Source organism: Streptomyces sp. NPDC048172, assembly GCF_043202595.1.
GTDB lineage: Bacteria > Actinomycetota > Actinomycetes > Streptomycetales > Streptomycetaceae > Streptomyces.
Genome location: NZ_JBIDAT010000012.1, coordinates 169,299 through 195,621 on the forward strand (window position 1 = coordinate 169,299; position 26,323 = coordinate 195,621).

21 protein-coding genes and 1 pseudogene are annotated in these 26,323 nt (G+C 73.0%); 12 read left to right on the forward strand and 10 right to left on the reverse strand.

The features are described 5' to 3' along the window. Positions 1-114 precede the first annotated feature (114 nt). The 6 genes from ACGF3A_RS39325 (at position 115) to ACGF3A_RS39350 (ending at position 5,784) form a co-directional block, all read left to right on the forward strand. The gene (locus ACGF3A_RS39325) at positions 115-1,776 is read left to right on the forward strand and encodes a sensor histidine kinase (protein ID WP_393735349.1); all 1,662 of its coding nucleotides are present in this window, start codon (positions 115-117) and stop codon (positions 1,774-1,776) included. Continuing rightward, positions 1,773-2,183 (forward strand): roadblock/LC7 domain-containing protein, encoded by a 411-nt coding sequence (locus tag ACGF3A_RS39330; RefSeq protein WP_393735350.1) that lies wholly within the window; start codon positions 1,773-1,775, stop codon positions 2,181-2,183. The genes ACGF3A_RS39325 and ACGF3A_RS39330 overlap by 4 nt, the downstream gene beginning before the upstream one ends. Continuing rightward, a complete protein-coding gene (locus tag ACGF3A_RS39335) occupies positions 2,180-2,542 on the forward strand; it encodes a DUF742 domain-containing protein (RefSeq protein ID WP_393735351.1) in 363 nt (120 codons plus the stop codon). Before ACGF3A_RS39330 ends, ACGF3A_RS39335 begins: the two co-directional genes overlap by 4 nt. Continuing rightward, positions 2,523-3,206, forward strand: coding sequence for an ATP/GTP-binding protein (locus ACGF3A_RS39340; RefSeq protein ID WP_393735352.1), 684 nt, complete (start codon positions 2,523-2,525; stop codon positions 3,204-3,206). The genes ACGF3A_RS39335 and ACGF3A_RS39340 overlap by 20 nt, the downstream gene beginning before the upstream one ends. A 119-nt stretch (positions 3,207-3,325) precedes the next feature. Beyond that, complete coding sequence (locus tag ACGF3A_RS39345; RefSeq protein WP_393735405.1) at positions 3,326-4,537, forward strand: cytochrome P450; 1,212 nt, start codon at positions 3,326-3,328, stop codon at positions 4,535-4,537. Then, entirely contained in the window at positions 4,534-5,784 is a 1,251-nt protein-coding gene (locus ACGF3A_RS39350) for a cytochrome P450 (protein ID WP_393735353.1), read from the forward strand. Before ACGF3A_RS39345 ends, ACGF3A_RS39350 begins: the two co-directional genes overlap by 4 nt. Before the next feature lie 96 nt (positions 5,785-5,880). Here ACGF3A_RS39350 and ACGF3A_RS39355 read toward each other — a convergent pair whose 3' ends face one another. Together ACGF3A_RS39355 and ACGF3A_RS39360 are read right to left on the reverse strand one after the other, a co-directional pair. Next, positions 5,881-7,359 carry an amino acid permease gene (locus tag ACGF3A_RS39355; RefSeq protein ID WP_393735406.1) on the reverse strand — a complete coding sequence of 493 codons (1,479 nt, stop codon included), beginning with the start codon at positions 7,357-7,359 and terminating at the stop codon, positions 5,881-5,883. 204 nt (positions 7,360-7,563) lie between these two features. Further along, positions 7,564-9,383: pseudogene (locus tag ACGF3A_RS39360) on the reverse strand (AMP-dependent synthetase/ligase). A 110-nt stretch (positions 9,384-9,493) separates the two neighbouring features. Between ACGF3A_RS39360 and ACGF3A_RS39365 the strand changes: the two are divergent. Next, complete coding sequence (locus tag ACGF3A_RS39365; protein ID WP_393735407.1) at positions 9,494-10,234, forward strand: MerR family transcriptional regulator; 741 nt, start codon at positions 9,494-9,496, stop codon at positions 10,232-10,234. A gap of 9 nt (positions 10,235-10,243) precedes the next feature. Here the strand turns inward: ACGF3A_RS39365 and ACGF3A_RS39370 are convergent, their stop codons facing one another. From ACGF3A_RS39370 to ACGF3A_RS39385, 4 genes are read right to left on the reverse strand one after another with little or no spacing between them, the layout of a single operon-like run. Continuing rightward, the gene (locus tag ACGF3A_RS39370) at positions 10,244-12,418 is read right to left on the reverse strand and encodes a 3-hydroxyacyl-CoA dehydrogenase NAD-binding domain-containing protein (protein ID WP_393735354.1); all 2,175 of its coding nucleotides are present in this window, start codon (positions 12,416-12,418) and stop codon (positions 10,244-10,246) included. A gap of 59 nt (positions 12,419-12,477) precedes the next feature. Next, a complete protein-coding gene (locus ACGF3A_RS39375) occupies positions 12,478-13,692 on the reverse strand; it encodes an acetyl-CoA C-acetyltransferase (protein WP_393735355.1) in 1,215 nt (404 codons plus the stop codon). A gap of 56 nt (positions 13,693-13,748) precedes the next feature. After that, a complete protein-coding gene (locus ACGF3A_RS39380; protein ID WP_393735356.1) occupies positions 13,749-14,891 on the reverse strand; it encodes an acyl-CoA dehydrogenase family protein in 1,143 nt (380 codons plus the stop codon). Further along, positions 14,888-16,054: a CaiB/BaiF CoA transferase family protein gene (locus ACGF3A_RS39385; protein WP_393735357.1), complete on the reverse strand. Its 1,167-nt coding sequence runs from the start codon at positions 16,052-16,054 to the stop codon at positions 14,888-14,890. Before ACGF3A_RS39385 ends, ACGF3A_RS39380 begins: the two co-directional genes overlap by 4 nt. A 242-nt stretch (positions 16,055-16,296) precedes the next feature. Here ACGF3A_RS39385 and ACGF3A_RS39390 point away from each other — a divergent pair, with 242 nt between their 5' ends. The 3 genes from ACGF3A_RS39390 to ACGF3A_RS39400 all read left to right on the forward strand — a co-directional run bounded on the left by ACGF3A_RS39390 (position 16,297) and on the right by ACGF3A_RS39400 (position 19,037). Further along, the gene (locus ACGF3A_RS39390) at positions 16,297-17,202 is read left to right on the forward strand and encodes an SIS domain-containing protein (protein ID WP_393735358.1); all 906 of its coding nucleotides are present in this window, start codon (positions 16,297-16,299) and stop codon (positions 17,200-17,202) included. Positions 17,203-17,258: 56 nt separating this feature from the next. Next, a complete protein-coding gene (locus ACGF3A_RS39395) occupies positions 17,259-18,092 on the forward strand; it encodes a class II fructose-bisphosphate aldolase (protein ID WP_393735359.1) in 834 nt (277 codons plus the stop codon). 120 nt (positions 18,093-18,212) lie between these two features. Beyond that, entirely contained in the window at positions 18,213-19,037 is an 825-nt protein-coding gene (locus ACGF3A_RS39400; protein WP_393735360.1) for a DeoR/GlpR family DNA-binding transcription regulator, read from the forward strand. On the opposite strand, the gene ACGF3A_RS39405 is transcribed toward ACGF3A_RS39400, so the two are convergent. The 3 genes from ACGF3A_RS39405 to ACGF3A_RS39415 form a co-directional block, all read right to left on the reverse strand. Then, positions 18,964-20,361 carry a sialate:H+ symport family MFS transporter gene (locus ACGF3A_RS39405; protein ID WP_393735408.1) on the reverse strand — a complete coding sequence of 466 codons (1,398 nt, stop codon included), beginning with the start codon at positions 20,359-20,361 and terminating at the stop codon, positions 18,964-18,966. The two genes, ACGF3A_RS39400 and ACGF3A_RS39405, sit on opposite strands and share 74 nt — an antisense overlap. A 146-nt stretch (positions 20,362-20,507) precedes the next feature. After that, positions 20,508-21,506 carry a dihydrodipicolinate synthase family protein gene (locus tag ACGF3A_RS39410; RefSeq protein WP_393735361.1) on the reverse strand — a complete coding sequence of 333 codons (999 nt, stop codon included), beginning with the start codon at positions 21,504-21,506 and terminating at the stop codon, positions 20,508-20,510. A 111-nt stretch (positions 21,507-21,617) separates the two neighbouring features. Continuing rightward, complete coding sequence (locus tag ACGF3A_RS39415; RefSeq protein ID WP_393735362.1) at positions 21,618-22,295, reverse strand: LysE family transporter; 678 nt, start codon at positions 22,293-22,295, stop codon at positions 21,618-21,620. 95 nt (positions 22,296-22,390) lie between these two features. Between ACGF3A_RS39415 and ACGF3A_RS39420 the strand changes: the two genes are divergently transcribed. Continuing rightward, on the forward strand, positions 22,391-23,374 hold the full coding sequence (locus ACGF3A_RS39420; protein ID WP_393735363.1) for a LysR family transcriptional regulator: 984 nt from the start codon (positions 22,391-22,393) through the stop codon (positions 23,372-23,374). A 21-nt stretch (positions 23,375-23,395) separates the two neighbouring features. Here the strand turns inward: ACGF3A_RS39420 and ACGF3A_RS39425 are convergent, their stop codons facing one another. Next, the gene (locus ACGF3A_RS39425) at positions 23,396-24,568 is read right to left on the reverse strand and encodes an oxidoreductase (protein ID WP_393735364.1); all 1,173 of its coding nucleotides are present in this window, start codon (positions 24,566-24,568) and stop codon (positions 23,396-23,398) included. A gap of 72 nt (positions 24,569-24,640) precedes the next feature. On the opposite strand from ACGF3A_RS39425, the gene ACGF3A_RS39430 reads away from it, so the two are divergent. Further along, positions 24,641-26,314 carry a CoA transferase gene (locus ACGF3A_RS39430; protein WP_393735365.1) on the forward strand — a complete coding sequence of 558 codons (1,674 nt, stop codon included), beginning with the start codon at positions 24,641-24,643 and terminating at the stop codon, positions 26,312-26,314. Positions 26,315-26,323: the final 9 nt, after the last annotated feature.

A 26,323-nucleotide genomic window follows, 5' to 3' on the forward strand; every position in this document is an offset into this window, starting at 1 on the left:
GTCACCAAGTGATCACTAACTGACTTATATTGGGTCGGCGTTGAACGGAGTGTTGCGGCTCAGCTCTAGATCGTACGTACCGTCTGTCCGGCTCTGTCCCCGAGGACCTGATTGATGACCTCCCCCGAGATACAACCGCCGCACCCGCCACCACCCGCCTCCGGCGCCGTCAACGGCCGAAGAGACGCCGGGCCGGGGACGGGTACGGGCACGGCCCTCGCGCTGCTCGTCGCCGTGGTCGTGGCGGCCCTCGCCTGCCTCGTCGCGGTGTACGCGGCGCCGCAGTCGTCGCGCGCCGCCGTCGCCTGGGGCAGCGGCGCCGCGGGAGCGGTGCTGTGCGCGGCGGTCGCGATGGCCGCCCACGCCCGGCTGACCGCGCGCGACCTGCGGACGGCGCTCGCCCGGCGCGAGGCCGACACGGCCGAACGCGAGGCGGCGGCCCAGCACTTCGCCACGGGCACCGTGCCCGGTCTCGTCGAGCACCTCCGCAACGGTGCCTCCGCCGAGACCGCGCTCGCCGCCGCTCCCCCCGTCGGCAGCGACGCGCACCGCCGCGTCCTCATCACGCTGGCCACCGAGGTGCACCGGGGCGAGAGCCTGCGCGCCTCGGCGATGTCCGCGTGCGCCAACGCGGCGGGCCGCGTCCAGGCCCTGGCCACCAGCATGGCCGCCGACCTGCGTGAGATGGAGCACAAGCACGCGGACGAGGAGGTCCTCGGCGACCTGCTGCACCTCGACCACCGCACGGCGCAGGCCGGACGGCTCGCCGACTCCATCGCGGTGCTGACCGGGGCGCGCTCCGGACGGCGCTGGGCCAAGCCCATCGTCATGGAGAGCATCCTGCGCGGCGCCATGGGCCGGATCAGCGGCTACCAGCGCGTCCGGCTGCACTCCACGAGCACGGTCGCCATCGCGGGCCACGCGGCCGAGGGCGTGATGCACGCCCTCGCCGAACTGATGGACAACGCGGCCAACTTCTCGCCGCCCACCTCCGAGGTCCACGTGTACGTGGAGGAGGTCGCCGCGGGCGTCGTCATCACCATCGAGGACGGCGGCCTGGTCATGGGCGAGGTCGCGCTGCGCCGCGCGCAGCAGGCCGTCTCGGCCGAGTCCGTCGACCTCACGACGCTCTCCGGCACCCGTCTCGGGCTCGCCGTCGTCGGCCGCCTCGCGCGCAAGCACGGGCTCAACGTCTCCTTCCGGCCGTCCGCGCACGGCGGCACCGGTGTGCTCGTACGGATCCCGCGCGAGCTGGTCACCGAGACGCGGCGCGAGGAACCGGCGCCGAGCGCGAGTACGAGCGAGAGCGAGAGCGACACGCTGTCGGACCGTCAGCTCGTGCCGCCGTCCGAGCCCGCCCGTTCGGCCCCTGCCCCCGCACCGGCGGCCGTCGCCGAGGAGGCGCCCGAGGCCACCGGCGCCCCCGAGCACGCGCGCGCCTCGGCGCCCGCGCCGGAGATCGGGGAGAGCGGCCTGCCCAAGCGGCGGCGCGGCCAGACCCTGGCGGCGACCGCGCGCCCCGCGAGCAGCGACAAGGACTCCTCCGGAACCGGACGGTCCCCCTCCGCCCGTCCGGCCGGGCGCTCCGGCGCGCGCTTCGGCGACTTCCGCCGCGCGCTCCAGGGCGGCGGTACGTCCGAGACGTCGCCGTCCGAGGCCTCCCCGTCCGAGGCGTCCGCGTCCGAGTCCGCCGCGTCCGGGGCTTCCTCCACTCCCCCGGCACCGGCTCCCTCCCCCGCCCGCTCCTCTTCCCTCCCGGAGGACGACACCGAATGATCACTGACAGCAAGCTCGACTGGCTGCTGGAGAATCTGCTGGAACGTACACCGGGCGCACGCCATGCCCTCGTGCTCTCGCGTGACGGCCTCAAGCTCTGCCGTACGCCCGAACTCAGCGTCGACCAGGCGGACCAGCTCGCCGCGATCTCGGCGGGCATCCAGAGCCTGTCGCACGGCGCTTCCGTGGAGTTCGGCAACGGCACCGGCGGGGTCCGGCAGGCGATGGCGGAGTTCTACGGCGGCATCCTCTTCGTCGTGGAGGCCGGGGACGGGGCGCACCTCGCGGTGGTCGCGGCCGAGGACTCGGACGTCGGGCTCGTCGGCCACAACATGAACGAACTCGTCGAGCAGCTGGGCGAGTACCTCAGCTCGCCCCCGCGCGAGTCCGGCGGCGGAACGGCATGAAGCGGCCGGCCCGGGACGAGGACCCGGACCGGCTGTACACCGTGACCGGTGGCCGCAGCCGCTCCGGGGCGGGCGCTGACGCCTTCGACCTGGTGACCCTCGTGGTCAGCGAGAGCGCGCCGAAGCCCGGCATGCAGTCGGAGCACGCCTCCATCCTGCGCATCTGCCGCTATCCGACGGCCGTCGTGGAGCTCGCCTCCGATCTCGGCCTGCCGGTGAGCGTCGTCCGCATTCTGCTGGGCGACCTGCTCGCCGCGGGCCGGATCACCGCCCGCCATCCGCGTACGCCCGACGTCGCGGACGCACTGCCCGATCCCGAAATCCTGAAGCAGGTGCTCGTTGGACTCCGCAATCTCTGAAGCGAACCCCCAGGCGACACCCGTCCCCTCCCCCGGCTCGGGCCCCGCCTCCCGCCCCCCGCTGAACAGCGCGGCGGCGAACGGGCTGAAGATCGTGATCGTGGGCGGCTTCGGGGTCGGCAAGACGACCATGGTCCGCTCCGTCAGCGACATCCGGCCGCTCAACACCGAGGAGACGATGACCCGCGCGGGCGAGGGCGTCGACGACCTCAGCGCGGTGCGGGGCAAGACCACCACCACGATCGCCTTCGACTTCGGCCGGATCGGGCTCAACGACGAGACGGTGCTGTACCTGTTCGGGGCGCCGGGCCAGGAGCGGTTCTGGTTCCTGTGGGACCGGCTGTTCAGCGGCACGCTGGGCGCCGTCGTACTGGTCGACACCCGGCGCCTGGAGGACTCCTGGTACGCCATCGACCGGCTGGAGGCGCACGGGACCCCGTTCATCGTCGCCCGTAACGACTTCGGCGGGCCCCGGCACACCGCGGCGCAGGTCCGCGAGGCGCTCGACCTGCCCGACTCCATCCCGCTCGTCGACTGCGACGCGCGCTCCCGCGAGTCCAGCAGGGACGTGCTGATCGCCCTCGTCCACCACCTCTACGCCCTGTCCGCCCGAGCGCAGCAGCAGCACGCACAGCCGCACCACCCGCGGGAGACCCCCTCGTGACCACCGCACCATCGCCCCATCAGCCCCCGCCGCCCCAGCCGCCCCCGGGGTGCCCCGCGCACGCGAGCGCGGGCGCCGAAGGCTCCGAACTGGCGGGACAGACCGACGCCGTCCCGCTGATGGGGCCGCGCTTCCAGAACGACAACCGGACCCAGCTCTACCGCGAGATGCGCGCCCAGCACGGCCCGCTGGCGCCCGTCACGCTCCCCGGCGACGTGCCGGGCTGGCTCGTCCTCGGCTACCGCGAGCTGCACCAGATCACCTCCAACCCGGCGCTGTTCAGCCGCGACTCGGGCCTGTGGAACCAGTGGGGCCGGATCCCGCCGGACTGGCCGCTGATGCCGATGGTCGGCAAGCAGCCGTCGATCCTCTACACGGTCGGCGAGCGCCACCAGCGCCGCTCCGCGCTGGTGAGCGACGCGCTCGCGGCCGTCGACCCGTTCGAACTGCGCGACCACGCCGAGCGGTTCGCCGACGGGCTCATCGACCAGCTGTGCGGGCGCGGCGAGGCTGACCTCGTCAGCGAGTACGCCAAGGTGCTGCCCGCGCTGGTCCTCGCGCGGCTCTACGGCTTCAACGACGAGGACGGCGCCGCGCTCGTCCCGAGCATCAACGCGCTGGTGGACGGCGCCGCCGGGGCGCTGGAGGGCCGCGACCACGTGCAGTCGTCCATGGGGCGGCTGATGGCCTCGCGGCGCGCGCTGCCCGGCGCCGGGGTGGCCTCGCGGATGCTCAACCACGACTACGCCGACGGGTTCTCCTTCGAGGAGATCCTGGAGGACATGATGGTGAACATCGTCGCGGGCCATCAGCCGACCGCCGACTGGATCGGCAACTCGCTGCGCCTGATGCTCACCGACGACCGCTTCGCCGCCTCGCTCTCCGGCGGCCGCCACAGCGTCGGCGAGGCCATGAACGAGGTGCTGTGGGAGGAGACCCCGACCCAGAACATCGCGGGCCGCTGGGCCACCCGCGACACCCAGCTCGGCGGGCGCCGCCTCGCGGCGGGCGACCTGCTGATCCTCAGCTTCGCCGCCGCCAACGGCGACCCGCAGGTGCGCCCGGACCAGTCCGCCTTCACCGGCGGCAACAACGCGTTCCTCTCCTTCGGCCACGGCGACCACCGCTGCCCGTACCCGGCGCAGGACATCGCCGAGGGCATCGCCCGTACGGGCATCGAGGTGCTGCTCGACCGGCTCCCCGACGTCGACCTGGCGGTCGCCGCACAGGCGCTCGTCTGGCGGCCCTCGCCCTGGCTGCGGGGCCTGGCCTCGCTGCCCGTCCGCTTCACGCCCACCCCGACGACCGCCGCCTCAGGAGGTACCAGATGACGTCGTGCCCGGTCACCGGAGCGGACGGCACCGACAGTGAACTGATCGTCATCGACCCCCTCGTGCGGGGCCTGGCCGTCGAGGGCGCCCGGCTGCGCGCCGCGGGTCCGGTCGCGCCCGTGGAGCTGCCCGGGGGCGTACGGGTGTGGGCGCTGACCCATCACGCCGAGACCCGGAAGCTGCTGACCGACAGCCGCCTGGTGAAGGACATCTCGCACTGGGCGGCCTGGCAGCGCGGCGAGATCCCGAAGACGTGGCCGCTGATCGGCCTCGCCGACCCGGGGCCGAGCATGCTCACGTTCGACGGCCCCGAGCACCGCAGGCTGCGCACGCTCACCGCGCAGGCCCTCACCCCGCGCCGGGTGGAGGAGATGCGTCCGCGCATCGAGGCCATCACCGCCGGGCTGCTGGACGGCATGGAGGCCGCGGCCGACGCCGAGGGCCGCGTGGACCTCAAGACGGCCTTCGCCTACCCGCTCCCGATGGCCGTCATCGGCGAGCTGCTGGGCATCGACACGGTCCGCATACCCCGGCTGCGCGCGCTCTTCGACGGCTTCTTCTCCAGCCTCACGCCCGCCCAGGAGGTGCTGGCGATCCTGGAGGAGCTGGGTTCGATCTTCTCCGCGGTGCTGGAGGAGAAGAAGCGGGAGCCCGGCGACGACCTCACCAGCGCGCTGCTGGCCGCCGCCGAGGGCGGCGACCGCCTCACCGACGAGGAGGTGATCAACACCGTCCAGGTGCTGATCACCGCCGGGCACGAGACGACGATCAGCCTCATCGACAGCGCGGTCGTGGCGCTGCTGACGCACCCCGAGCAGCTCGCGCTCATCCGTTCGGGCTCGGTGAGCTGGGAGGCCGCGATCGAGGAGACGCTGCGCTGGGACGCGCCGACGACGCATGTGCTGATCCGGTTCGCGACCGAGGACATCGAGGTCGGCGGCACGGTCATCGGCAAGGGCGACGCGGTGATCGTCTCGTACGGCGCGATGGGCCGTGACGAGGCCCAGCACGGGCCCACGGCCGGGGAGTTCGACATCACCAGGCCCCCGACCCGGCACCTGGCCTTCGGCCACGGCCCGCACGTCTGCCCGGGCGCCCCGCTCTCCCGCCTGGAGGCGCAGGTCGCGCTCCCCGCCCTCTTCGAGCGCTTCCCCGGCCTCGACCTCGCGGTCCCGCCGACGGAGCTGCGCAACAAGCCTGCGGTGACCCAGAACGAGCTGTACGAGCTTCCGGTACGGCTCCGCTAGGCGACGCGTCGCGGAAGAGCGCGGGGAGCGGCACCTTTCCGGGTGCCGCTCCCCGCGCTCGTACGCCCCTTCGACCGGTCAGGTCGACCGGTCAGGTCAGAGCTGCGTGCCCTTCTCCGCGGCGACCTCGCGGACGCGGCCCCGTACGGCGAACCAGCCGACGACGAGCGCGGCGGCGATCACCGGGACGAGCATGACGGTCTTGCGCCCGACGTCGGGGTCGTTCCACATCAGGACGACGACGCTGAGCAGGAAGACGATCGTGACGATCTCGGTCACGGGCGACCAGGGCAGCTGGAACTTCGGGCGCTCCACCAGGCCCTGCTTGGCGCGGCGGACGAAGACCAGGTGGCAGAGCATGATCGTGCACCAGGTGCTGATGATGCCGAGCGAGGCGATGTTGAGGACGATCTCGAACGCCTTGCCGGGCACCACGTAGTTGAGGCCGACGCCGATCACGCACACCGCGGAGGTGAGCAGGATGCCGCCGTACGGGACCTGGCTGCGGTTCATCAGCCCGGTGAACTTCGGGGCCGAGCCGGACATCGCCATGGAGCGCAGGATGCGCCCCGTCGAGTAGAGCCCGGAGTTGAGGCTCGACATGGCGGCGGTGAGGACGACGAGGTTCATCACGTCGCCCGCCATCGGCATGCCGACCTTGGAGAGCACGGTGACGAAGGGGCTCTGGCCCTCCGTGTACTCGCCCCAGGGCAGCAGCAGCGCGAGCAGCACGACCGAGCCGACGTAGAAGAAGCCGACGCGCCACATGATCGCGTTGACGGCCTTGGGCACGACCTTCTCCGGCTCGGCGGTCTCGCCCGCCGTCACACCGACCAGCTCGACGCAGGAGTACGCGAAGACGACGCCCTGCATCACGATCACGACCGGCATCAGCCCGTTCGGCAGGATCCCGCCGTGGTCGGTGATGGTGCCGATGCCGGGCGTCTGTCCGCCCACCTCGTGCTGGGTGGCGAGCAGCACGATGCCGATGATCATGAAGACGACCAGCGCCGCGACCTTGACGATCGCGAACCAGAACTCCAGCTCGCCGAAGATCTTGACCGAGATCATGTTGATCGCGAGCACCACGGCGAGCGCGATCAGCGCCAGCACCCACTGGGGGATGTCGGTGAACATGCTCCAGTAGTGCGTGTACAGCGCGATGGCGGTGATGTCCGCGATGCCGGTCGTCGACCAGTTGAGGAAGTACATCCAGCCCGCGACGTAGGCGCCCTTCTCGCCCAGGAACTCGCGCGAGTACGAGACGAAGGAGCCCGACGAGGGGCGGTGGAGCACCATCTCGCCGAGCGCCTTGACGACGAAGAAGGCGAAGAGGCCGCAGACGGCGTAGGCGAGGGCGAGCCCGGGGCCCGCCGAGGCGAGGCGCCCTCCGGCGCCCAGGAAGAGTCCTGTACCGATCGCCCCGCCGATGGCGATCATGTTGATGTGCCGTGGCTTCAGGTCCTTGCTGTAGCCGGCGTCCCCCGCGTCATGGGCGGTCTGAGGGCCTCCGGCCGATCCCCCGGCGCCGCCGCGCTGCGGCGGAACGGCGTCCTGGACGACATCACTGTTCACAAGTTGGTCCAACTCACTCTGGTACGGGCCTTGCCGGGCCTGCTACCGCGACGTGCGTAAGGCAGCCGCAGACCGAGGCGTCACCTTTCCCTCCGGGGGCCAACTATGCGGTGGCGCATCTCACACAGCGGAACATCTCACATGATGAACAGGGGCTCAGAGGGCAACCCTTGCCACGGTCCTGCCCCTTTTCGGACGTACTGCTCAGCCGTACAGAGCGTCGATCTCCCGGGCGAACTTCGCGCGGATGACCCCGCGCCGCAGCTTGAGCGAGGGCGTCAGCTCGCCGCTCTCCGGGCCCCACTCCCCGTCCAGCAGCCGGTGGGCCCCGATCCGCTCGGTCCTGCCCAGCCGCGCGTTGGCCGCCGCGACCGCGCGGTCCAGCTCGGCCCGTACCTCCGGATGCCCGGCCAGCTCCCCGGGCGCCGCGTCCAGGCCCCGCCGCCCGGCCCAGGCGACGGCGGCCTCCGTGTCGAGCACGAGCAGGGCCACCAGGTACGGGCGGCCGTCCCCGTGGACGAGGGCCTGGCCGACGAGGGGGTGCTCCTTGAGCGCGTTCTCGACGAGGGCGGGCGAGACGTTCTCGCCCGTGGACGTCACGATGAGCTCCTTCTTGCGGTCGGTCACCCACAGGTAGCCGTCCTCGTCGAGCCGCCCGACGTCACCGGTCGCGAACCAGCCCGCCGCGTCCGTGCCGGGCTCGACGGAGCCGTCGGCGCGCAGATAGCCCTCGAAGAGCGTCGGGCCCCGCACCTCGATCTCGCCGTCGGCGGCCGTCCGTACCTCCAGGCCCTCCAGGGGGCGGCCGACGGAGCCGAGCCGGAAAGCCCCGTGCCCGTTGCTGGTCACCACGCCCGTGGTCTCCGTCAGCCCCCACGCGTCCATGATCACGATGCCGAAGCCCGCCCAGAACCGGGTCACGTCCAGCGGCATCGGCGCCGAGGCGCTCGCCGCCCACACCAACCGGTCCAGGCCCGCCAGGGCGAGCACGGGCTCCAGCACGGCGCGGGCGGCGCGGTAGGCGCCCTCCAGCTCCGGCGAGGGGAGCTCGCCGCCCTCGCGGCAGCGGACGTGCGCGCGGGCGGTGCGCGAGGCCTCCGCGACGGCCGCGCGGCGCTCGTCCGGCAGCCCGTCCAGTGCGGTACGGAGACCGGCCGTGAGCCTCTCCCAGATGCGCGGCACCCCGAAGAACTGCGCCGGGCGCAGCTCCCGCGCCCGTACGGCCACCCGCGCGGGGTCGGCGCACAGCTGGACGTGCCCGGCGCGGAAGACGGGCAGGTAGATGCCGAGCATCCGCTCGGCGATGTGCGCGAAGGGCAGGTACGATACGAGAGGTGCTCGACGTGGTCGGGCAGCGCGGTCACCTTGTCGAGGGCGAGCGCGTTGAGGACCACGTTCCGGTGACTGGTCACCACGCCCTTGGGGTCGCCGGTGGTGCCCGAGGTGTAGACGACCGTGACCGGGTCGGAGGCCCGTACGGCCCGCCAGGTCTTCTCGAAGACAGCACGCTCGTACGGGCGTGCGAGCGCGGCGAACGGGGTGTGCGGGCCCCCGGGCCCCTGGTCGGCCACCACGAGCCGCTCCAGCCGCCCGCCCTCCGCCGTGCCCAGCAGCGGCTCCCAGCGGGCCGCCTCCGCGCCCGTACCGGCGACGGCGAGCCGGGCGCCGCTGTGCCGCGCGATGTGCGCGAGCTGCTCGGGGGCCGCCGTCCGGTACACGCTCACGGGCACCGCGCCCAGGTGGACCAGGGCCAGGTCGGCGAGCCAGTGCTCGGGCCTGTCGGCCATCGTCAGCAGCACATGCTGGCCCGCGCCCACGCCGAGCGCCGCGAACCCGGCGGCCAGCTCGGCGATGCGGTGCCGCACCTCGCCCCAGGTCAGCGTGGTCGCCGAGGCGTCGTCGTCCTCCTCGGCTCGCCAGGTCAGCGCGGGGAGGTCACCGTGGTCCTGAGCGTTGCGGAGGAGCAGGGCGGGCACGGTGAGCGCGGCCGGGTCCGTGCCGGGCAGTCGCAGGATGGTGGTCATGACGCCTCCGCGACCGAAGGTTTCACAGGAGTGGTGAGACAGCAATACTGTTGAACGTGATCGAAAGGCAGAGCACACAGCGAGAGCGGGAGCGGCAGGAGACGCGGACGATGGACGAGCTGACCGTTGACCAACTGGCCGCCCGTGCGGGCGTCACCGTCCGCACGGTCCGCTTCTACAGCACGCGCGGCCTGCTCCCCCCGCCCACCATCGGCCCCCGCCGCGTGGGGCGGTACGGGTCGGACCACCTCTCCCGGCTGGCGCTGATAGAGGAGCTGCAGAACCAGGGCATGACCCTGGCCGCCATCGAGCGCTACCTCCAGCGGCTGCCCGACGACATCAGCGCCCACGACCTGGCCATCCACCGCGCCGTCGTCGCCTCCTGGATGCCGGACACCGTGGACGAGGCCACGCGCGGGGAGCTGGAGGGCCGCGTCGGCAGGGAGCTGGACGACGACGAGCTCAAGCGCCTGGAGGCGATGGGCGTCCTCTCCCGCACACAGGACGCGGACGTCTTCCGGGTGGACCCGGGCATGGTGCAGCTCGGGGTGCGGCTGCTGGACGTACCGATCTCGCAGGAGGCGATCCTCGCGGCGCGCGAGGTGATGATGGAGCACACGCGCTCCGCCGCGCGGGAGCTGAGCCGCCTCTTCAAGGAGGAGGTCTGGGAGCCGTACCGCGCGGGCGAGCCGGACGAGGAGCGCGTGGAGGAGATGAAGTCCCTCTCCGCGCACATGCAGCCGCTGGTGGTGCAGGCGCTGCTCACCGCGTTCCAGCGGTCGATGAACGAGGAGCTGCGGGACGCGTTCCCGGAGGAACGCGCCCCGAGCACCGGTCCGGTCGGCCGCTGACGGGTCCCGTCAGTCGCTGAAGGTCTCCCCCTTCGCGGCCTTCTCCGCCAGCAGCGCGGGGACGGCGAACCGGTCGCCGTACCGCTCGCGCAGCTCGTTCGCACGGGCCACGAATCCGGCGGGACCACCCTCGTACCCGTTGATGTACTGGATGACGCCGCCCGTCCAGGCCGGGAAGCCGATGCCCATGATCGAGCCGATGTTGGCGTCCGCGACGGAGGTGAGCACGCCCTCCTCGAAGAGCCGGACGGTGTCCAGTGCCTCGGAGAAGAGCATCCGCTCCTGCATGTCCTCGAACGGGATCTCCGGCGCGTCCTCCCGCCCGAAGTGCTCGCGCAGGCCCGGCCACAGGCCGGTCCGCTTGCCGCTCTCGTCGTAGTCGTAGAACCCGGCGCCGCCGCTGCGGCCCGTACGCCCGAACTCGTCAACCATGCGGTCGATGACCGCGTCCGCCGGGTGCTCGGGGAAGTCGACGCCCTCGGCCTTGAGCGCGGCCCGCGTCTCGTTCCGGATCTTACGGGGCAGGGTCAGCGTCAGCTCGTCCATGAGGGAGAGCACCTTCGCCGGGTACCCGGCCTGGGCCGCCGCCTGCTCGACCGTGGCGGGCTCGACGCCCTCGGCGAGCAGGGCCACGCCCTCGTTGATGAAGTGGCCGATGACGCGCGAGGTGAAGAAGCCCCGCGAGTCGTTGACCACGATCGGGGTCTTCCGGATCTGGCGCACCAGGTCGAAGGCGCGGGCCAGCGTCTCGTCGCTCGTCTCCCCGCCCTTGATGATCTCGACGAGCGGCATCTTGTCGACGGGCGAGAAGAAGTGCAGGCCGATGAAGTCCCGCTGGCGGGTGACCCCTTCGGCAAGTGCCGTGATGGGCAGGGTCGAGGTGTTGGAGCAGAGCAGCGCGTCGGGCGCCACGATGTCCTGGATCTCCTGGAAGACCTTGTGCTTGAGCCCGGTGTCCTCGAACACGGCCTCGATCACGACGTCGCAGCCCGCGAGGTCGCGCGGGTCGGCGGTCGGCGTGATGCGGGCGAGCAGCGCGTCGCGCTTGGCCTCGGTGGTCTTCCCGCGCGACAGGGCCTTCTCCAGGAGCCCCGCCGAGTAGCCCTTGCCCTTCTCGGCGGCCTCCAGGGAGACGTCCTTGAGGACGACCTCGATGCCCGCCTTCGCGCACGCGTACGCGATCCCGGCACCCATCATCCCGGCGCCGAGCACGGCCGCCTTGACAGCCTTGCGCTCCTCGACGCCCTGCGGGCGGCTGCGGCCCTGGTTGACGGCCTGGAGGTCGAAGAAGAACGCCTGGATCATGTTCTTCGAGATCTGGCCGGTGACCAGCTCCACGAAGTACCGCGCCTCGATCTTCTGCGCCGTCTCGAAGTCGACCTGGGAGCCCTCGACGGCGGCCGCGAGGATGTTGCGCTGCGCCGGGTACGGGGCGCCGCTGGTCTGCTTCCTGAGGTTCGCGGGGAAGGCCGGGAGGTTCGCGGCGAACTTGGGACTGGCCGGGGTCCCGCCCGGAATCCGGTACCCCTGCTCGTCCCACGGCTGCCGGGCCTCGGGGTGCGCCTCGATGAACGCGCGGGCCGCGGCGAGCATCTCGCCCTCGGTCTCCACGACCTCGTGGACGAGGCCGATCTCCTTGGCCTTGGACGGGAAGTGCTGCTGCCCCTGGAGCAGCACGTTGAGCAGCGCGTCCGTGATGCCGAGCAGCCTGACCGTACGGGTCACGCCGCCGCCCGCGGGGAGCAGGCCGAGGGTGGCCTCGGGCAGGCCGATCTTGGAGCCCTGCGCGTCGAGCGCGACGCGGTGGTGACAGGCGAGGGCGATCTCCAGACCGCCGCCCAGCGCCGCCCCGTTGAGCGCGGCGACGACGGGCTTGCCCAGGGTCTCGATGCGGCGCAGGTCGCGCTTGATGCGCATCCCGCGCTCGTAGACCTCCTCGGCGTCCTCGGGACGGGCCTGGATGAGGATGCGCAGGTCGCCGCCCGCGAAGAAGGTCTTCTTGGCGGAGGTGACGATGACGCCGCGCACGCCCTCGCGCTCGGCCTCCAGGCGGTCGGCGACGGCGGTGAGCGAGGTCTGGAACGCCTCGTTCATGGTGTTGGCCGACTGGTCCGGGTCGTCCAGGGTCAGCGTGACGACACCGGCGTCGTCCTGGTCCCAGCGGATGGTGGTGGATTCAGGCATGGGGTGTGCTCCGTAGGGCTGAGATCGGGGTGGGGAGGGGGGAGGGGCGAGTAGGGGTCTCAGACCCTCTCGACGACGGTCGCGATGCCCATCCCTCCTCCGACGCACAGCGTCACCAGCCCGTACCGCTGGTCGCGCCGCTCCAGTTCGTCCACGACCGTGCCGAGGATCATCGCGCCGGTCGCGCCGAGGGGGTGGCCCATGGCGATCGCGCCGCCGTTGACGTTCACCTTCTCCAGCGGGATCTCCATCTCCTTCACGAAGCGGAGCACGACCGCGGCGAACGCCTCGTTGATCTCCACCAGGTCGATGTCGTCGATGGTCAGCCCGGCCTTGGCGAGCGCCTTGCGGGAGGCGGGCGTCGGCCCGGTGAGCATGATGGTGGGCTCGGAGCCGGAGACGGCGGCGGAGACGATACGGGCGCGGGGCGTGAGCCCGTTCCGCTCGCCCGCCTCCTTGCTGCCGATGGCGACGAGCGCCGAACCGTCCACGATGCCCGAGGAGTTGCCCGCGTGGTGGACGTGGTCGATCTTCTCCACCCAGTGGTACTTCTGGAGCGCCACCGCGTCGAAGCCGCCCATGTCGCCGATGCCGGCGAAGGAGGGCTTGAGACCGGCGAGGGTCTCGGGGGTGGTGCCGGGGCGGATGTGCTCGTCGTGGTCGAGGACGACGAGGCCGTTGCGGTCGCGGACGGGCACGACGGACTTGCCGAAGCGGCCGTCCTTCCAGGCCGCGGCCGCGAGCTCCTGGGAGCGCGAGGCGTACTCGTCCACGTCGTGCCGGGACCAGCCGCCGAGCGTGGCGATGAGGTCGGCGCCGATGCCCTGCGGCACGAAGCTGACGTCGTGGCTGGTCATCGGGTCGTTGAACCAGGCGCCGCCGTCGGAGCCGATCGACACCCGCGACATCGACTCGACGCCGCCCGCGAGCACCAGGTCCTCCCAGCCGGAACGGACCTTCATCGCGGCCATGTTGACCGCCTCCAGGCCCGAGGCGCAGAAGCGGTTCTCCTGGACGCCCGCGACCGTGTCGGGCAGCCCGGCGGCGATGGCGGCGACCCGGGCGATGTCCGAGCCCTGGTCGCCGATCGGGCTGACGACGCCGAGCACGATGTCGTCGATCGTGGCCGGGTCGAGGTTCGGGTTACGGTCGCGCAGCTCGCGGATGAGGCCCGTGACGAGGTCGATGGGCTTGGTGCCGTGCAGGGAGCCGTTCGCCTTGCCGCGGCCGCGCGGGGTGCGGACTGCGTCGTACACGTACGCTTCGGTGCTCACGTGGGGTGCCTTTCTGAGGGGTCCGGAGGGTTCCGGGGGGAGAAGTCTGCGCGGGGTCAGCCCAGGAGGGAGCGGCCGATGATCTCCTTCATGATCTCGGTCGTGCCCCCGTAGATGGTCTGGATCCGTCCGTCGGTGTAGGCCTTCGCGACGCGATACTCGTTCATGTAGCCATAGCCGCCGTGGAGTTGCAGGCAGCGGTCGGTGACGCGCTTCTGCAGCTCCGTCGCCCACCACTTGGCCATGGAGGCGTGGACGGCGTCGAGCTCACCCTTGGCGTGGTCCTCGATGCAGCGGTCGAGGAAGGCGCGGGTGACGGCGCACTCGGTGGCCATCTCGGCGATCTCGAAGCGGATGTGCTGGAGCCTGGCGAGGGGACGGCCGAACGCCTCACGCTCCTTCACGTACTCCTTGGTGATCTCCAGAAGCTGCTCGGCGACGGCGATCCCGGCCACCGCGATGCCCATCCGCTCCTGCGCGAGATGGGTCATCAGATGGACGAACGCGCCGTTCAGCTCGCCGAGCAGGTTCTCCTTGGGGACGCGGACGTCCTGGAAGAACAGCTCGGCCGTGTCCTGCGCCTTCTGGCCGATCTTGTCGAGGTTCCGGCCGCGCTCGAAGCCCTCCATGCCGCGCTCGACGACGAGGAGGCTCAGCCCGTGGGCGCCGCCGTCGGGGGTGGTCTTCGCGACGACGACCACGAGATCGGCGAGGATCCCGTTGGAGATGAACGTCTTCGTCCCGTTGAGCAGCCAGTGGTCGCCCTTGTCCTCGGCCGTCGTCCGTATGCCCTGGAGGTCGGAGCCCGCGCCGGGTTCGGTCATGGCGATGGCCGTGACGGTCTCGCCGGAGCAGAAGCCGGGCAGCCAGCGCCGCTTCTGCTCCTCGGTACCGAGGTTGGTGAGGTACGGGCCGATGATGTCGTTGTGCAGCCCCACCGCGAGGCCGGAGGCGCCCGCGCGGGCGAACTCCTCGGCGAGGACCGCCGCGTAGCGGAAGTCCTCCTCGCCCCCTCCCCCGTACTCCTCCGGGACCGCGAGGCCGAGCAGGCCCTGCCGCCCGGCGGCGAGCCACGCCTCGCGGGAGACGACGCCGTCCTGCTCCCACTGCTCGTAGTGGGGCTCGACTTCCTTGGTGAGGAACGTGCGCACGGTCTGGCGGAACGCCTCGTGGTCCTCGGTGAAGATCTGGCGCTTCATGGGGTGGGCTGCTCTCCTTCGGGCGAACGGGACGCGGTGGTTCCGGACAGGTGGGGGACGTCCCAGTCGCGTGCGACCTCCGCCGTGTGCGCGCCGGGCAGCGCAGGGGGGCGGGTGACGGCGGTGGGGGTGGCGGAGAAACGGGGCGCGGGCGCGGGCTGGGTGAGCCCGCCGTGCTCCACGAAGGTGCCGCGCGCGGCGAGATGGGGGTGGCTGTGCGCCTCGGTCAGGGAGAGCACGGGGGCGACGCAGGCGTCGGAGCCTTCGAAGACCTTCGTCCACTCCTCGCGCGTACGGCCCGCGAAGCGCGCGGCGACGGCCTCGCGCAGCTCGCCCCAGGCCGCGAGGTCGTCCCGGAGCCCCGCCTCCTCGCCGGTGAGGCCCAGCAGGCGGACGAACTCCGCGTAGAACTTGGGCTCCAGGGCGCCGACGGCCATGAAACCGCCGTCCGAGGTCGCGTACGTCCCGTAGAACGGGCAGCCGCCGTCCAGGAGGTTGGCCTCCCGCCGGTCCTGCCAGCCGCCGGCCGCGAGCAGGCCCTGGATCATGGCCGTCAGATGGCTGGTGCCGTCGACGATCGCGGCGTCCACGACCTGGCCCTCCCCCGCCGCACGGGCGTGCTGGAGGGCCGCGAGGACGCCTATCACCAGATAGAGGGAACCTCCCGCGTAGTCCCCCAGGAGGTTCGCGGGCGCCACGGGCGGGCCCTCGGCCGGGCCGGTCATGCCGAGGGCGCCGGTCACGGCGATGTACCCGATGTCGTGTCCCGCGCGGTCGGCGAGGGGGCCGTCCTGGCCCCAGCCGGTCATCCGCCCGTACACCAGCCGGGGGTTGCGGGCCAGGCAGGCGTCGGGGCCGACGCCGAGCCGCTCGGCCACGCCGGGGCGGTACCCCTCGATGAGCACGTCGGCCCTGGCCACGAGGGCGAGCGCGGCCTCCGCCCCCTCCGGGGACTTGAGGTCGAGGATCACCGAGCGCTTGTTGCGGTTGGTGAGGTCGGTCTCCGGCGCGGGGCCTATGCCGGGACCGCCGGGCCGGTCGACGCGTACGACATCGGCGCCGAGGTCGGCGAGCGTCATCGCGGCGAAGGGGCCGGGCCCGATCCCGGCCAGCTCGACGACCCGCACACCGGCGAGCGGGCCCGCTGCCGCCTCTGCGCTCATCCTGCCCCCACTCCGCGGCCGCTCCACGACCGCTCCGCGACCTCTGTGACACAACTGATGTAACACCGGGAATGCTAAGAACGGGTTTCACTTTCCACAAGCCCCTGTGGAGGGGTGGGCGGCGGCGCGGGCAGGGGGTGGACAGCGGCGCGGGCGATGCGTAAAGTTGAGTAAAACGAAGCAGTTTCACGCATTTTCGAGCAGTGCCTCCTGCGGGTGGGCACACGGAGGGGCATGCACCGATGAGCGACGACGCATTCATGGAGCAGGAGCTCCGCAGCCAGCCGGAGACCTGGCGGGAAGCCGCCCGTATCGGCGCCTCGGGCGCCGAGGGCGCACTGCCGGAGGCGGGCGCGCGGGTCGCGGTGATCGGCTGCGGCACGTCGTGGTTCATGGCGCAGTCCTACGCGGCGCTGCGTGAGGGCTCAGGGCAGGGCGTCACGGACGCCTTCGCCGCCTCGGAGGCGTTCCTCGGCGCCCCGAGGGGATATGACGCGGTGGTCGCCATCACCCGCTCCGGCACCACCACCGAGGTGCTGCGCGTCCTGGAGACCGTGCGCGGCACGATCCCGACGGTGACGGTGCTGGGTGACCCGGACACCCCCGCGACCCCGCTCTCGGACCGCACGGTCGCGCTGCCGTTCGCCGACGAACGCTCGGTGGTGCAGACCCGGTTCGCGACGAGCGCGCTGGCCCTGCTGCGCGCACACCTCGGCGAGGACCTCACGGCGGCGGTGCGGGACGCGGAGGCGGCGCTGGCCGCCCCCGTCGCCCGGGAGTGGGTGGACGCGGAGCAGTTCAGCTTCCTCGGCACCGGCTGGACGGTGGGTGTGGCGAACGAGGCGGCGCTGAAGATGCGCGAGGCCTCCCAGAGCTGGACCGAGTCCTACCCCGCGATGGAGTACCGGCACGGGCCGATATCCATCGCCGCGCCCGGCCGCGTCACCTGGCTCTTCGGCCAGGCCCCGGAGGGCTTGGCGGAGGATGTCGCGCGCACGGGAGCCCACTTCGTGCACCACGACCGCGACCCGCTGGCGGACCTGGTGCTGGTGCAGCGCGTCGCCCTGGAGCGCGCCCGCGCCAAGGGCCTGGACCCGGACAACCCGCGCAGCCTCACCCGTTCGGTGATGCTCTCGGCCGAGTCCTGACCGGCGCCCGTTCCTGCCCGCCCTGATCCACAAGACACCGATAGGGAAGTGCGGACATGCCCCTCGTCTCCACCACCTCGATCGTCGCCGACGCACGGGCGGCGGGCGTCGGCGCCGCGGCCTTCAACGTGATCCATCTGGAGACCGCCGAGGCCCTCGTCACCGCCGCCGACCGTACGGGCGTCCCGCTGATCCTCCAGATCAGCGAGAACTGCGTGCGGTATCACGGCGGTCTGCTGCCGATCACCCGCGCCACCCTCGCCCTCGCCGAGGCCGCCCGTACCGGGGTGTCCGTGCACCTGGACCACATCACGGACGGCGACCTGGTCCGGCAGGGCGTCGCGGCGGGCGTCGGCTCGGTGATGGTCGACGCCTCCACGCTGCCCTACGAGCAGAATGTGGCGGCGACGGCGGAGCTCACCTCCTGGTGCCACGACAGGGGCGTCTTCGTCGAGGCCGAGCTGGGCGAGGTCGGGGGCAAGGACGGGGTGCACGCCCCGGGCGCGCGGACCGAACCCGGCGAGGCGCAGCGCTTCGTCCGCGCGACCGGGGTGGACGCCCTCGCGGTGGCGGTCGGCTCCTCCCACGCCATGCGGGAGCGCACAGCAGTGCTGGACAAGGAGCTGATCCGGCGCCTGCGGGACGCGCTCCCGGTCCCGCTGGTGCTGCACGGCTCCTCGGGCGTCGCGGACGACGAGCTGCGCGAGGCGATAGCCGCGGGCATGACGAAGATCAATATCTCGACCCATCTCGTCTCGGTGTTCACCCGGGAGGTGCGCGGCGCGCTGGACGGCGACCCGTCGCTCATCGACTCCAGGAAGTACGTGGCGCCCGCGCGGGAGGCCGTCGCCGAGGAGGCGGCCCGGCTGCTCGGGGTGATCGGGAAGTAGGGCGGCCCGCCCGGGCCGTTCCCTCCCGCGCCCTCCCGTCCGGCCCCCGTCCGGTGCCGTCCCCGCACCGCGGAGAGAGAAGGGGCAGAATGCGCCGGGACACGCTGAGGGAGAAGACCCATGAAACGGCATGAGCGCATGAACGCGCTGCTGGAGCTGCTCGGGGAGCGCGGAAGTCTCGACGTCGAGGAGGCGGCCACCGCGCTGGAGGTCTCCGCCGCGACGATGCGGCGCGACATGGACGCGCTCGCCCAGCAGCAGTTGCTGACCCGCACCCGCGGGGGCGCCGTGCTCAGCGCCGTGACCTACGACCTCCCGATCCGCTACAAGCGCGGTCATCACGCCCAGGAAAAGGAGGCCCTGGCCCGGGCCGCGGCGGAGATGGTCGAGCGCGGCAGCGTGGTGGGGCTCAGCGGCGGCACGACGACCACGGAGATCGCCCGCGCCCTCGCCACCCGCCCCGACCTCGCCGAGCCGGGCCCGCAGCCCCACCTCACCATCGTGACCAACGCGCTGAACATCGCGAACGAGCTGGCGGTCCGCCCCCAGATCAAGACGGTGCTCACGGGCGGCGTCGCCCACTCGCGCTCGTTCGAGCTCACCGGCCCCTTCAGCGAGCTGATGCTGCGCCAGATCGCGCTGGACATCGCCTTCATCGGGGCGAACGGGATCGAGCCCGCGCGCGGCGCCTCCGTGCACGACGAGGCGGAGGCCCGTATCAACGGGCTGATGGCCGAGCGCGCCGAGCAGGCCGTGGTGGCGGTGGACTCCTCGAAGGTCGGCAGGCGGTGCTTCGCGCTGATCGGCGGCCCCGGCACGTTCGGGACGCTGCTCACGGACGCGGGGATCCCGGAGGCGGCGTGCGAGGAGTTCACCGAGCGGGGGATGCGCGTCGTTCCGGCGCCGCTTCCCGGAGATGATCCTCCGAGCCAGCGGGATCGATGAGCCTCCCCAGCCGCCGCGGCACGTCGAGGCCCACCAGCACGATCACGACGGTGGTCAGGCCGAACGTCAGCAGCGCGAGGGACTGCGCCAGCGTCAGCGCCTCCCCCAGCCGCGCCCCGAGGACGGGCGCGACGGCGCCGCCGAGGGCACCCGTGTTGTAGACGAAGCCGAGCGAGGAGGCGCGGTTGCGCACCGGGAAGTGGCCCGCGATGTACTTCGGGAGGATCCCCGAGATGCCCTGGCTCAGCGCGAGCAGCCCGAACAGCAGCACCCCGAGCCCCACCAAGCTGTCCTGCACGGCGAAGACGGGGAAGACGAAGGCGAGGGAGGCCAGCAGCGTCAGGGCGTAGGCCCGCCGCGTCCCGAGCCGGTCGCCGACGAACCCGGCGAGCCAGCAGCCCGCCATCGTCCCGAAGCCCGCGTAGTACATGACGTCGGTGACCTGGCCCGCGGAGTAGCCCAGTTCGTCCTTGAGGTAGGTGGGCAGCAGGGACTGGATCGGCCAGGAGTAGAGGAACGCGCAGAAGACGGTGACCGTCAGCGCGACGTACAGCAGCCAGCCCCGGCGCCCGCCGAGCTGGGCGGCGAACGCCACCAGGCACCCGGTCGCGGCGAGCGCCAGGGGCAGGGTCAGCCCGTCGGCGAGCGGCGTGAAGACGCAGAAGAGGGAGACCGTCGCGAGCACGGCGAGCGCCACGTTGAGCGTGGCGCGGCGGCGGTCGGAGAAGAGCGGGCCCATCGGGTTGGGGCGGCGCGCCGCCGGTGCGTCCCCGCCGACCTCCGCCTCCCACTCCGGCGCCTCGGGCAGGGCGCGGCGCACCCAGAGCGCGACGAGTACGGGCAGCACGCCGATCCAGAACATCCAGCGCCAGCCCAGCTCGGGCACCACGCGCTCGTAGACCTCGGCGGCGAGCACGGTGCCCGCCGCATAGCCGGAGATCAGGAAGCCGGAGGCCCGGTTGCGGAAGCGGGCGGGCCAGCTCTCCAGCACATAGGCGGCGCTGGCGCTGTACTCCCCGGCCATGCCCATGCCGATGGCGAGGCGGGCGGCGAAGAGCGAGTGGTAGTTCCAGGCGAAGCCGCAGGCGAACGTGCCGAGGGAGTACAGCAGGATGCTGGCGATCATCGCCGCCTTGCGGCCGTACCTGTCGCCCATCGCGCCGAGGAGCGCCCCGCCCAGCCAGCGGGTGATGAAGGCGCCGGAGACCAGGCTCGCGGCCTCCACGGTGCTGAGGCCGAACTCGTCGGCGATCTCCGTGAGGACGAGCGTGATGAGCACGAAGTCGAAGCCGTCGAGGAGATAGCCCAGCCAGGCCGCGAACATCGACTTCCACTGGCGGCCGGTGATCTCCCGGTACCAGCGCCGCCCGCCGCCAGCCGCCTTGGCCGCCCCGACTGCCCCTGCTGCCCCTGCATCCCCTGCCGCCCCGGTCGCCCCGGTCGGCTCCCGCTCGTCGTCCGCCCCGCCGGTCACAGCAGGCCCGCCTCCTCCAGCAGATGCCGGACGGTCTTCACAGCCTCGCTGTCCAGCGGGACCTGCGGCGCGGCGGTGGCCGGGCAGTCGATCACGCCGAGGAGGTGCAGGGCCGCCTTGAACGCGCCGATCGCCGAGGAGTTCCGCCCCATCAGCGCCTCCGGCCCCACGTCCGTCAGTGCGAACAGGGCAGCGAGCCGGTCCTGTTCGGCCGCCGCCTCGGCCCAGCGCCCGTCCCGCGCGAACTCGTACAGCCGGACGTAGCCCTCCGGGTCGACGTTGCCCAGACCCGGGACCACGCCGTGGACGCCCGCCAGCAGGGCGCCGTCGACGGCGAGTTCGGAGCCGGTGAGCACCGCGAACCGCTCCAGCAGGCCGCGCCCGCGCAGCGCCACGAGCAGCCGTCGCAGCGCCCCGTCGTCGCCGCTGCTGTCCTTGAGCCCGGTCAGCGTGCCGTCCTCCGCGAGCTCCAGCACCACGGAGGCGGGCAGCTTGGTGTGCACGGCGACGGGGATGTCGTAGGCGAAGAGCGGCAGGGGGACGGCCGCGCGGATCCGGCGGAAGTGCTCCGCGATCTCGACGGGGTGGGTGCGCGTGTAGAACGGCGCGGTCGCGACGAGCGCCGAGGCGCCCGCCTCGGCCGCCCGTTCGGCGTGCGCGATCACCCGTGCGGGCGTCATGTCGATCACGCCCGCCAGTACGGGCACACGGCCCTCCGCCGCCTCGACGGCGGCCCGGAGGACGGCCGCGCGCCGCGCGTCGTCCAGGAACGCGGCCTCCCCGCTGGAGCCGAGCACGAACAGCCCCGCGGCGCCCGCGTCCGTCAGCCGCCCGACCAGGCCCTTCAGCCCGGCCACGTCCACCTCCCCGTCCGCCGTCAACGGCGTGCACAGGGGCGGCACGACGCCGGTCAGCGGAGTGGGGAGGGGGGCCGATGAGAGGGGGCCGGAGGACGGGTGCTGCGGGGCGTGCGACGACGTGGCGGCGTGCGGCATGAGGCTCCAACTTCCCTGAAGACACGGACAAATTGGACGTAGAATGTCCGATTTCCGAGCCTCAATCTCCTCCGCCCGTGACCAGGTGTCAATACACCCGTCCGCTTCGCGTCAGCTCCCCGTCACCAGGACGACCGCGAGCGCCGCGATCACCACGCTGGAGACGAGGGACGTGACGGCCCTCCCCCGTACGCCCGTCAGTGCGCGCCCCAGGGCCACGCCTCCCACGGCGAGCAGCAGCTGCCAGCTCAGCGACGCCAGCGCGATGGCCGCCACGAAGACGAGCCTGCTCACCGTCCCCGTACCGCCGAGGTCCTGACGGCCGAGGGTGAGCGCGGAGAAGTAGATGATCGCCCAGGGGTTGAGCAGGGTGAGCCCGAGAAAGCCCAGGAAGGCGCGGGAGGGCGTACGCAGGGCCACCCCGCGCCCGCCCTCGCCGTCGCCCTGGTCTCCGCCCCCGTCGCCGCTCCCTCCCCTTCGAGCGCGCAGCGCCGCGAGCGCCGTCCTGCCGCTCTTCACCGCCAGCAGCACCAGCACCGCGCCCGCCGTCCAGCGCAGCGGCACCGCGACCGGCTCCACCGCGCCCGCGACCGCCGCGCCGCCGAGCACGGCCACCGCCGCGTACCCGCCGTCGGCCGTCGCCGTCCCCAACGCGCCCGCCGCGCCCACCCGGAACGAGGTCCGCGCCGCCACGCTCACCAGCAGGACCGCGAGCGCGCCCACGGGGATGGAGACCGCGTAGCCCGCGACGAGTCCGGTCAGAGCCGCTTCCATGATCGAGTCCGTCATACGGCCAGCCTCGGCGCCGCCGACTGTTCGAGTCCATCGAAAGTTTCCGCACCGGACCCTGTGGAAGTGCCACATGGTTGCCGCAGGATGGGGTGATGATCGACCCCCGGCTGCAGACCCTGCGGGTGCTGCGCGAGCGCGGCACCGTCACCGCGACGGCCGCCGCGCTGCACCTCACCCCGTCCACCGTCTCCCAGCAACTGCGCCAGCTCGCCGCGCGGCTGGACCTCGTCCTGCTGGAGCACGAGGGGCGCAACGTCCGGCTCACGCCCGCCGCGCACGCCCTGCTGCGCCACGCGGACGCCCTCCACGCGCGCTGGGAGGAAGCCGCGGCCGACCTCGCGGCCCACCGCGCGGGCAGCGCCGGACACCTGCGCGTCACCGGGGTCGCGACCGCGCTCACCGCGCTCGTCGTCCCCGCCGCGGCCCGCCTGCGGGACGAGGCGCCCGGCCTCGACGTGACCGTCGCCGAGGACCCCGACCAGGACCGCTACGGGCTGCTGCTGACCGGAGAGGCCGACATCGCCGTCGTCCTCCCCACACCCGCCGGGCCCCCGCCCGACGACCCCCGGTTCACCCAGCACACCCTGCTCAGCGACCCGCAGGACCTGCTCGTCCCGCACGGCCACACCCTCGCGGACCGCGCACACGAGGGCGTACGGCTCGACGAGGCGGCGGGCGAGACCTGGATACGTGCCGGAGACCCGCAGGACCAGCACCAGTTGCTGCTCACCGCCTGCGCCGCCGCCGGATTCACCCCGCGCCTGGCCCACGCGGCCGTCGACTGGCCTGCCGTCGTCACGCTCGTCGCACACGGTTTCGGGATCTGTCTGATCCCGCGCCTCGCGCCCGTACCCACGGGACCCACGGGATTCCCCGTCACACGCGTACCCCTGCGGGGCCGCCCGCTGCCCGTACGGCGCATCGTCGCGTGCGTACGGCGCGGGAGCGAACTGCAGCCCCCTGTCGCGCGCGGCCTCACGGCACTGCGGGACGCGGCCGAGGCGTACGCGCGGGCGTCAGGGCTCGCGGAGATCGCGGGGATCGAGGAGATTGCGGGGCTCGCTCAGGACGGATGAGCGAGCCCCCGGGACGGCAGTTCAGCGCGTGCCCTGGCCGCCCGGTTCCAGGCGCGCGATGCGGCCCTTCTCGCCCGAGGCCCAGCACCCGAAGTCGGGCGCGCAGTCCACGGTGTCGTACGAGCCCTTGTCGAACGTCCGCCAGCTCCGTCCGCCGTCCAGCGTCAGGTCCGAACCCGTGGGTCCCACCGCGAGCGCCGTCCGGCGGGCGTGCGGCAGCCAGGTGACGCCGGAGCGGTACTCGGGCACGGGGCGGGCGCTCCGCTTCCAGTGCGCGCCCCCGTCGCCCGTGGTGGCCGAGGCGTCCGGCGACGATTCGCCGGGCTCGTAGTCGCCGCCCACGGCCAGTCCGTGCCGCGTGTCGCGGAACGTCAGCCCGAAGACGCCCCGCGCGGGCTCCGCCCCCGGGAGCGGCGTGTCCGTGACCGTCCAGTGCCGCCCGCGGTCGGCGGAGCGGAAGACCCGCGCCTTCTCGCCGCCGCCCGTGGCCATCCATACGTCCCGGCTTCCGGCGCTGGTCAGGCACTGGCCGCTCGCCGCGAAGTTGGCCTCGCCCTTCAGCGCGGGCGGCATCCCGCCGGACGGCAGGACACGCCAGTTCCGGCCTCCGTCGCGCGTCGTGAGCACGCGGAACTTGCCGTCCACGGGGTCGCCGACGGTGAGGCCGTTGCGGTCGTCGAAGAAGGTCATGCAGTTGTAGAAGGCGGCCGGGTCGTCGTTACGGAAGGTCTCCTTCCAGTGCGCGCCGCCGTCCTCCGTACGGAACACGCGCGAGGCGTCGCCCTCGCCGATGGCCAGGGCCAGGGCACGCCGGGGCCCGAACGTCTCGATGTCGCGCAGCTCCAGCCCCTTGGCCCCGGGCGGGGAGACGTCCTTCCAGCTCGCGCCGCCGTCCCGGGTGCGCAGCACCGTACCGCCGCTGCCCGCGACCCATGCCGTCGAACGGCTGACCGCCGACAGGCCGCGGAACCGGGACTCGCCGCCGTCGTGCTTGAGCGACCAGCCGGGGCCCGTACGTGCGTCCGTACGCGCGTTCGCACTTGGCACCGCGTCCTCTCCCGACGCCGCACCGGCCTGCGCAGGAGCCGCGCTCACCGCCGTGACCAGCGCCGTCACCGCCGCCGCGCCGCCCAGCCCAAGGACGCGCACGCGCCTCGTCCGTCCCCTGCCGCTCACAATCCCCTCGCCCCTCATGGCGGTGGAACCTAGCCCACACAGGGACCCACGTCACCCGGACCGGGGCCTTCCGGTGCGAAAATGTGCCGCATGGATCAGTTTTCAGCGGCAGGTGAGGACGGAGTCGCGGAAGCGGCCACAGCCCCCGGCACATCCGGCACCAGCAGCACGGATGCCGGAAAACCAGGCACGAACGGAGCGAGTGCGCACAGCGAAGGGAGCTGCACCGGGCACGCGGAAGCCCCAGAAGCCCTGGAGACCCGGGAAGCCGGAGAGTCCGGAGAATCTGGAGAGTCCGGCGGGGGCGCTGGGGCGCGCGCGTGGGCGGCGCTCGGCGGTGACCCCGCGCTGCTGGCCCGCGTCTCCCGCACCCGCCGCGCCGGGCTGCTGCCCTCCGCGCTGCCCGTGCAGGAGATGGCGGGCGCCACGGTGACCGCGTGCGCGCTCGCCGCCGCCGAGTTCTCCTGCGTCCGCGAGCGCAGCGCGGTCCTGCCCTCCGTCCATGTCGACGACGGCGCCGTGGCCGCCGCGTTCCACAGCGAACGGCACCTGCGCATCGACGGCCGTGACCCGGTCAACTTCGCGCCGCTCTCCCGCTTCTGGCGCACCTCCGACGGCTGGGTGCGCACCCACGCCAACTACCCCCACCACCGCGCCCGCCTCCTCACCGCGCTCGGCCTCGGCACGGAGGGAGACACCGGCGCCTCCGCCACCTCCGCCACCTCCGCCGCCTCCTCCGACGACGAGGCGTTCGTCGCCAAGGTCGCCGCCGAACTCGCGGGCCGCGAGGCCGCCGAGGTCGAGGACAGCGTGTGCGCGGCGGGCGGGCTCGCGGTCGCCGTCCGCACGCCCAGCGCCTGGCTCGCACACCCCCAGCGCGCCGCCGCCGCAGGCGCGCCGCTCGTCGCCGCCGGCAGGCTCGACAACGCCCCGCCGCTCCCCCTCGACGGCCGCCCGGGCCCCGGCGGACTCCAGGGGCTCCGCGTCCTCGACCTCACCCGCGTCCTGGCGGGCCCCGTCGCCACCCGTACGCTCGGGCTGCTCGGCGCCGACGTGCTCCGCATCGACCCGCCCCAGTACCCCGAACTCGCCGACACCTACGCCGACACGGGCCTCGGCAAGCGCTCCACCGCCCTCGACCTGGCCAGCCGTTCCGGCCAGGCCACCTTCGAGGAGCTGCTCGCCTCGGCCCATGTCGTCGTCACCGGGTACCGGCCCGGCGCGCTCGACCGGTTCGGCCTCGCCCCCGAGTCACTCGCCGACCGGCGCCCCGGACTGGTCGTCGGGCAACTCTGCGCCTGGGGCAACTCCGGCCCCTGGCAGCGCCGCCGCGGCTTCGACAGCCTCGTCCAGGCCGCGACGGGCATCGCCCGTATCGAGGCCGAGGCACGCCCCGCCGAGAGTGGGGGCGCCGAGGACACGCCCGGCGCGATGCCCGCACAGGCGCTCGACCACGGCAGCGGCTACCTGCTCGCGGGGGCGCTGCTGCGGTCCCTCACCGAACAGCGCACCGGAACGGGCGGCTCCCGCGTCGTCCGCCTCGCCCTGGCCCGTACGGCGGACTGGCTGCTGCACGAACTGCCCAGGGAACCGGGGACGGGCCCCGCGCACGCGTTCGACCCCGCGCCGTGGACGGCCGAGGCCGACAGCCCGCTCGGGCGCCTCCACCACGTACGCTCCCCCGTCACCTTCGGCAAGCACAGCCCGACCGCCTGGCCCCGGATGCCAGGGCTGCCCGGAAGGGACACCAGCACCTGGAGCTGACCCCCTTCC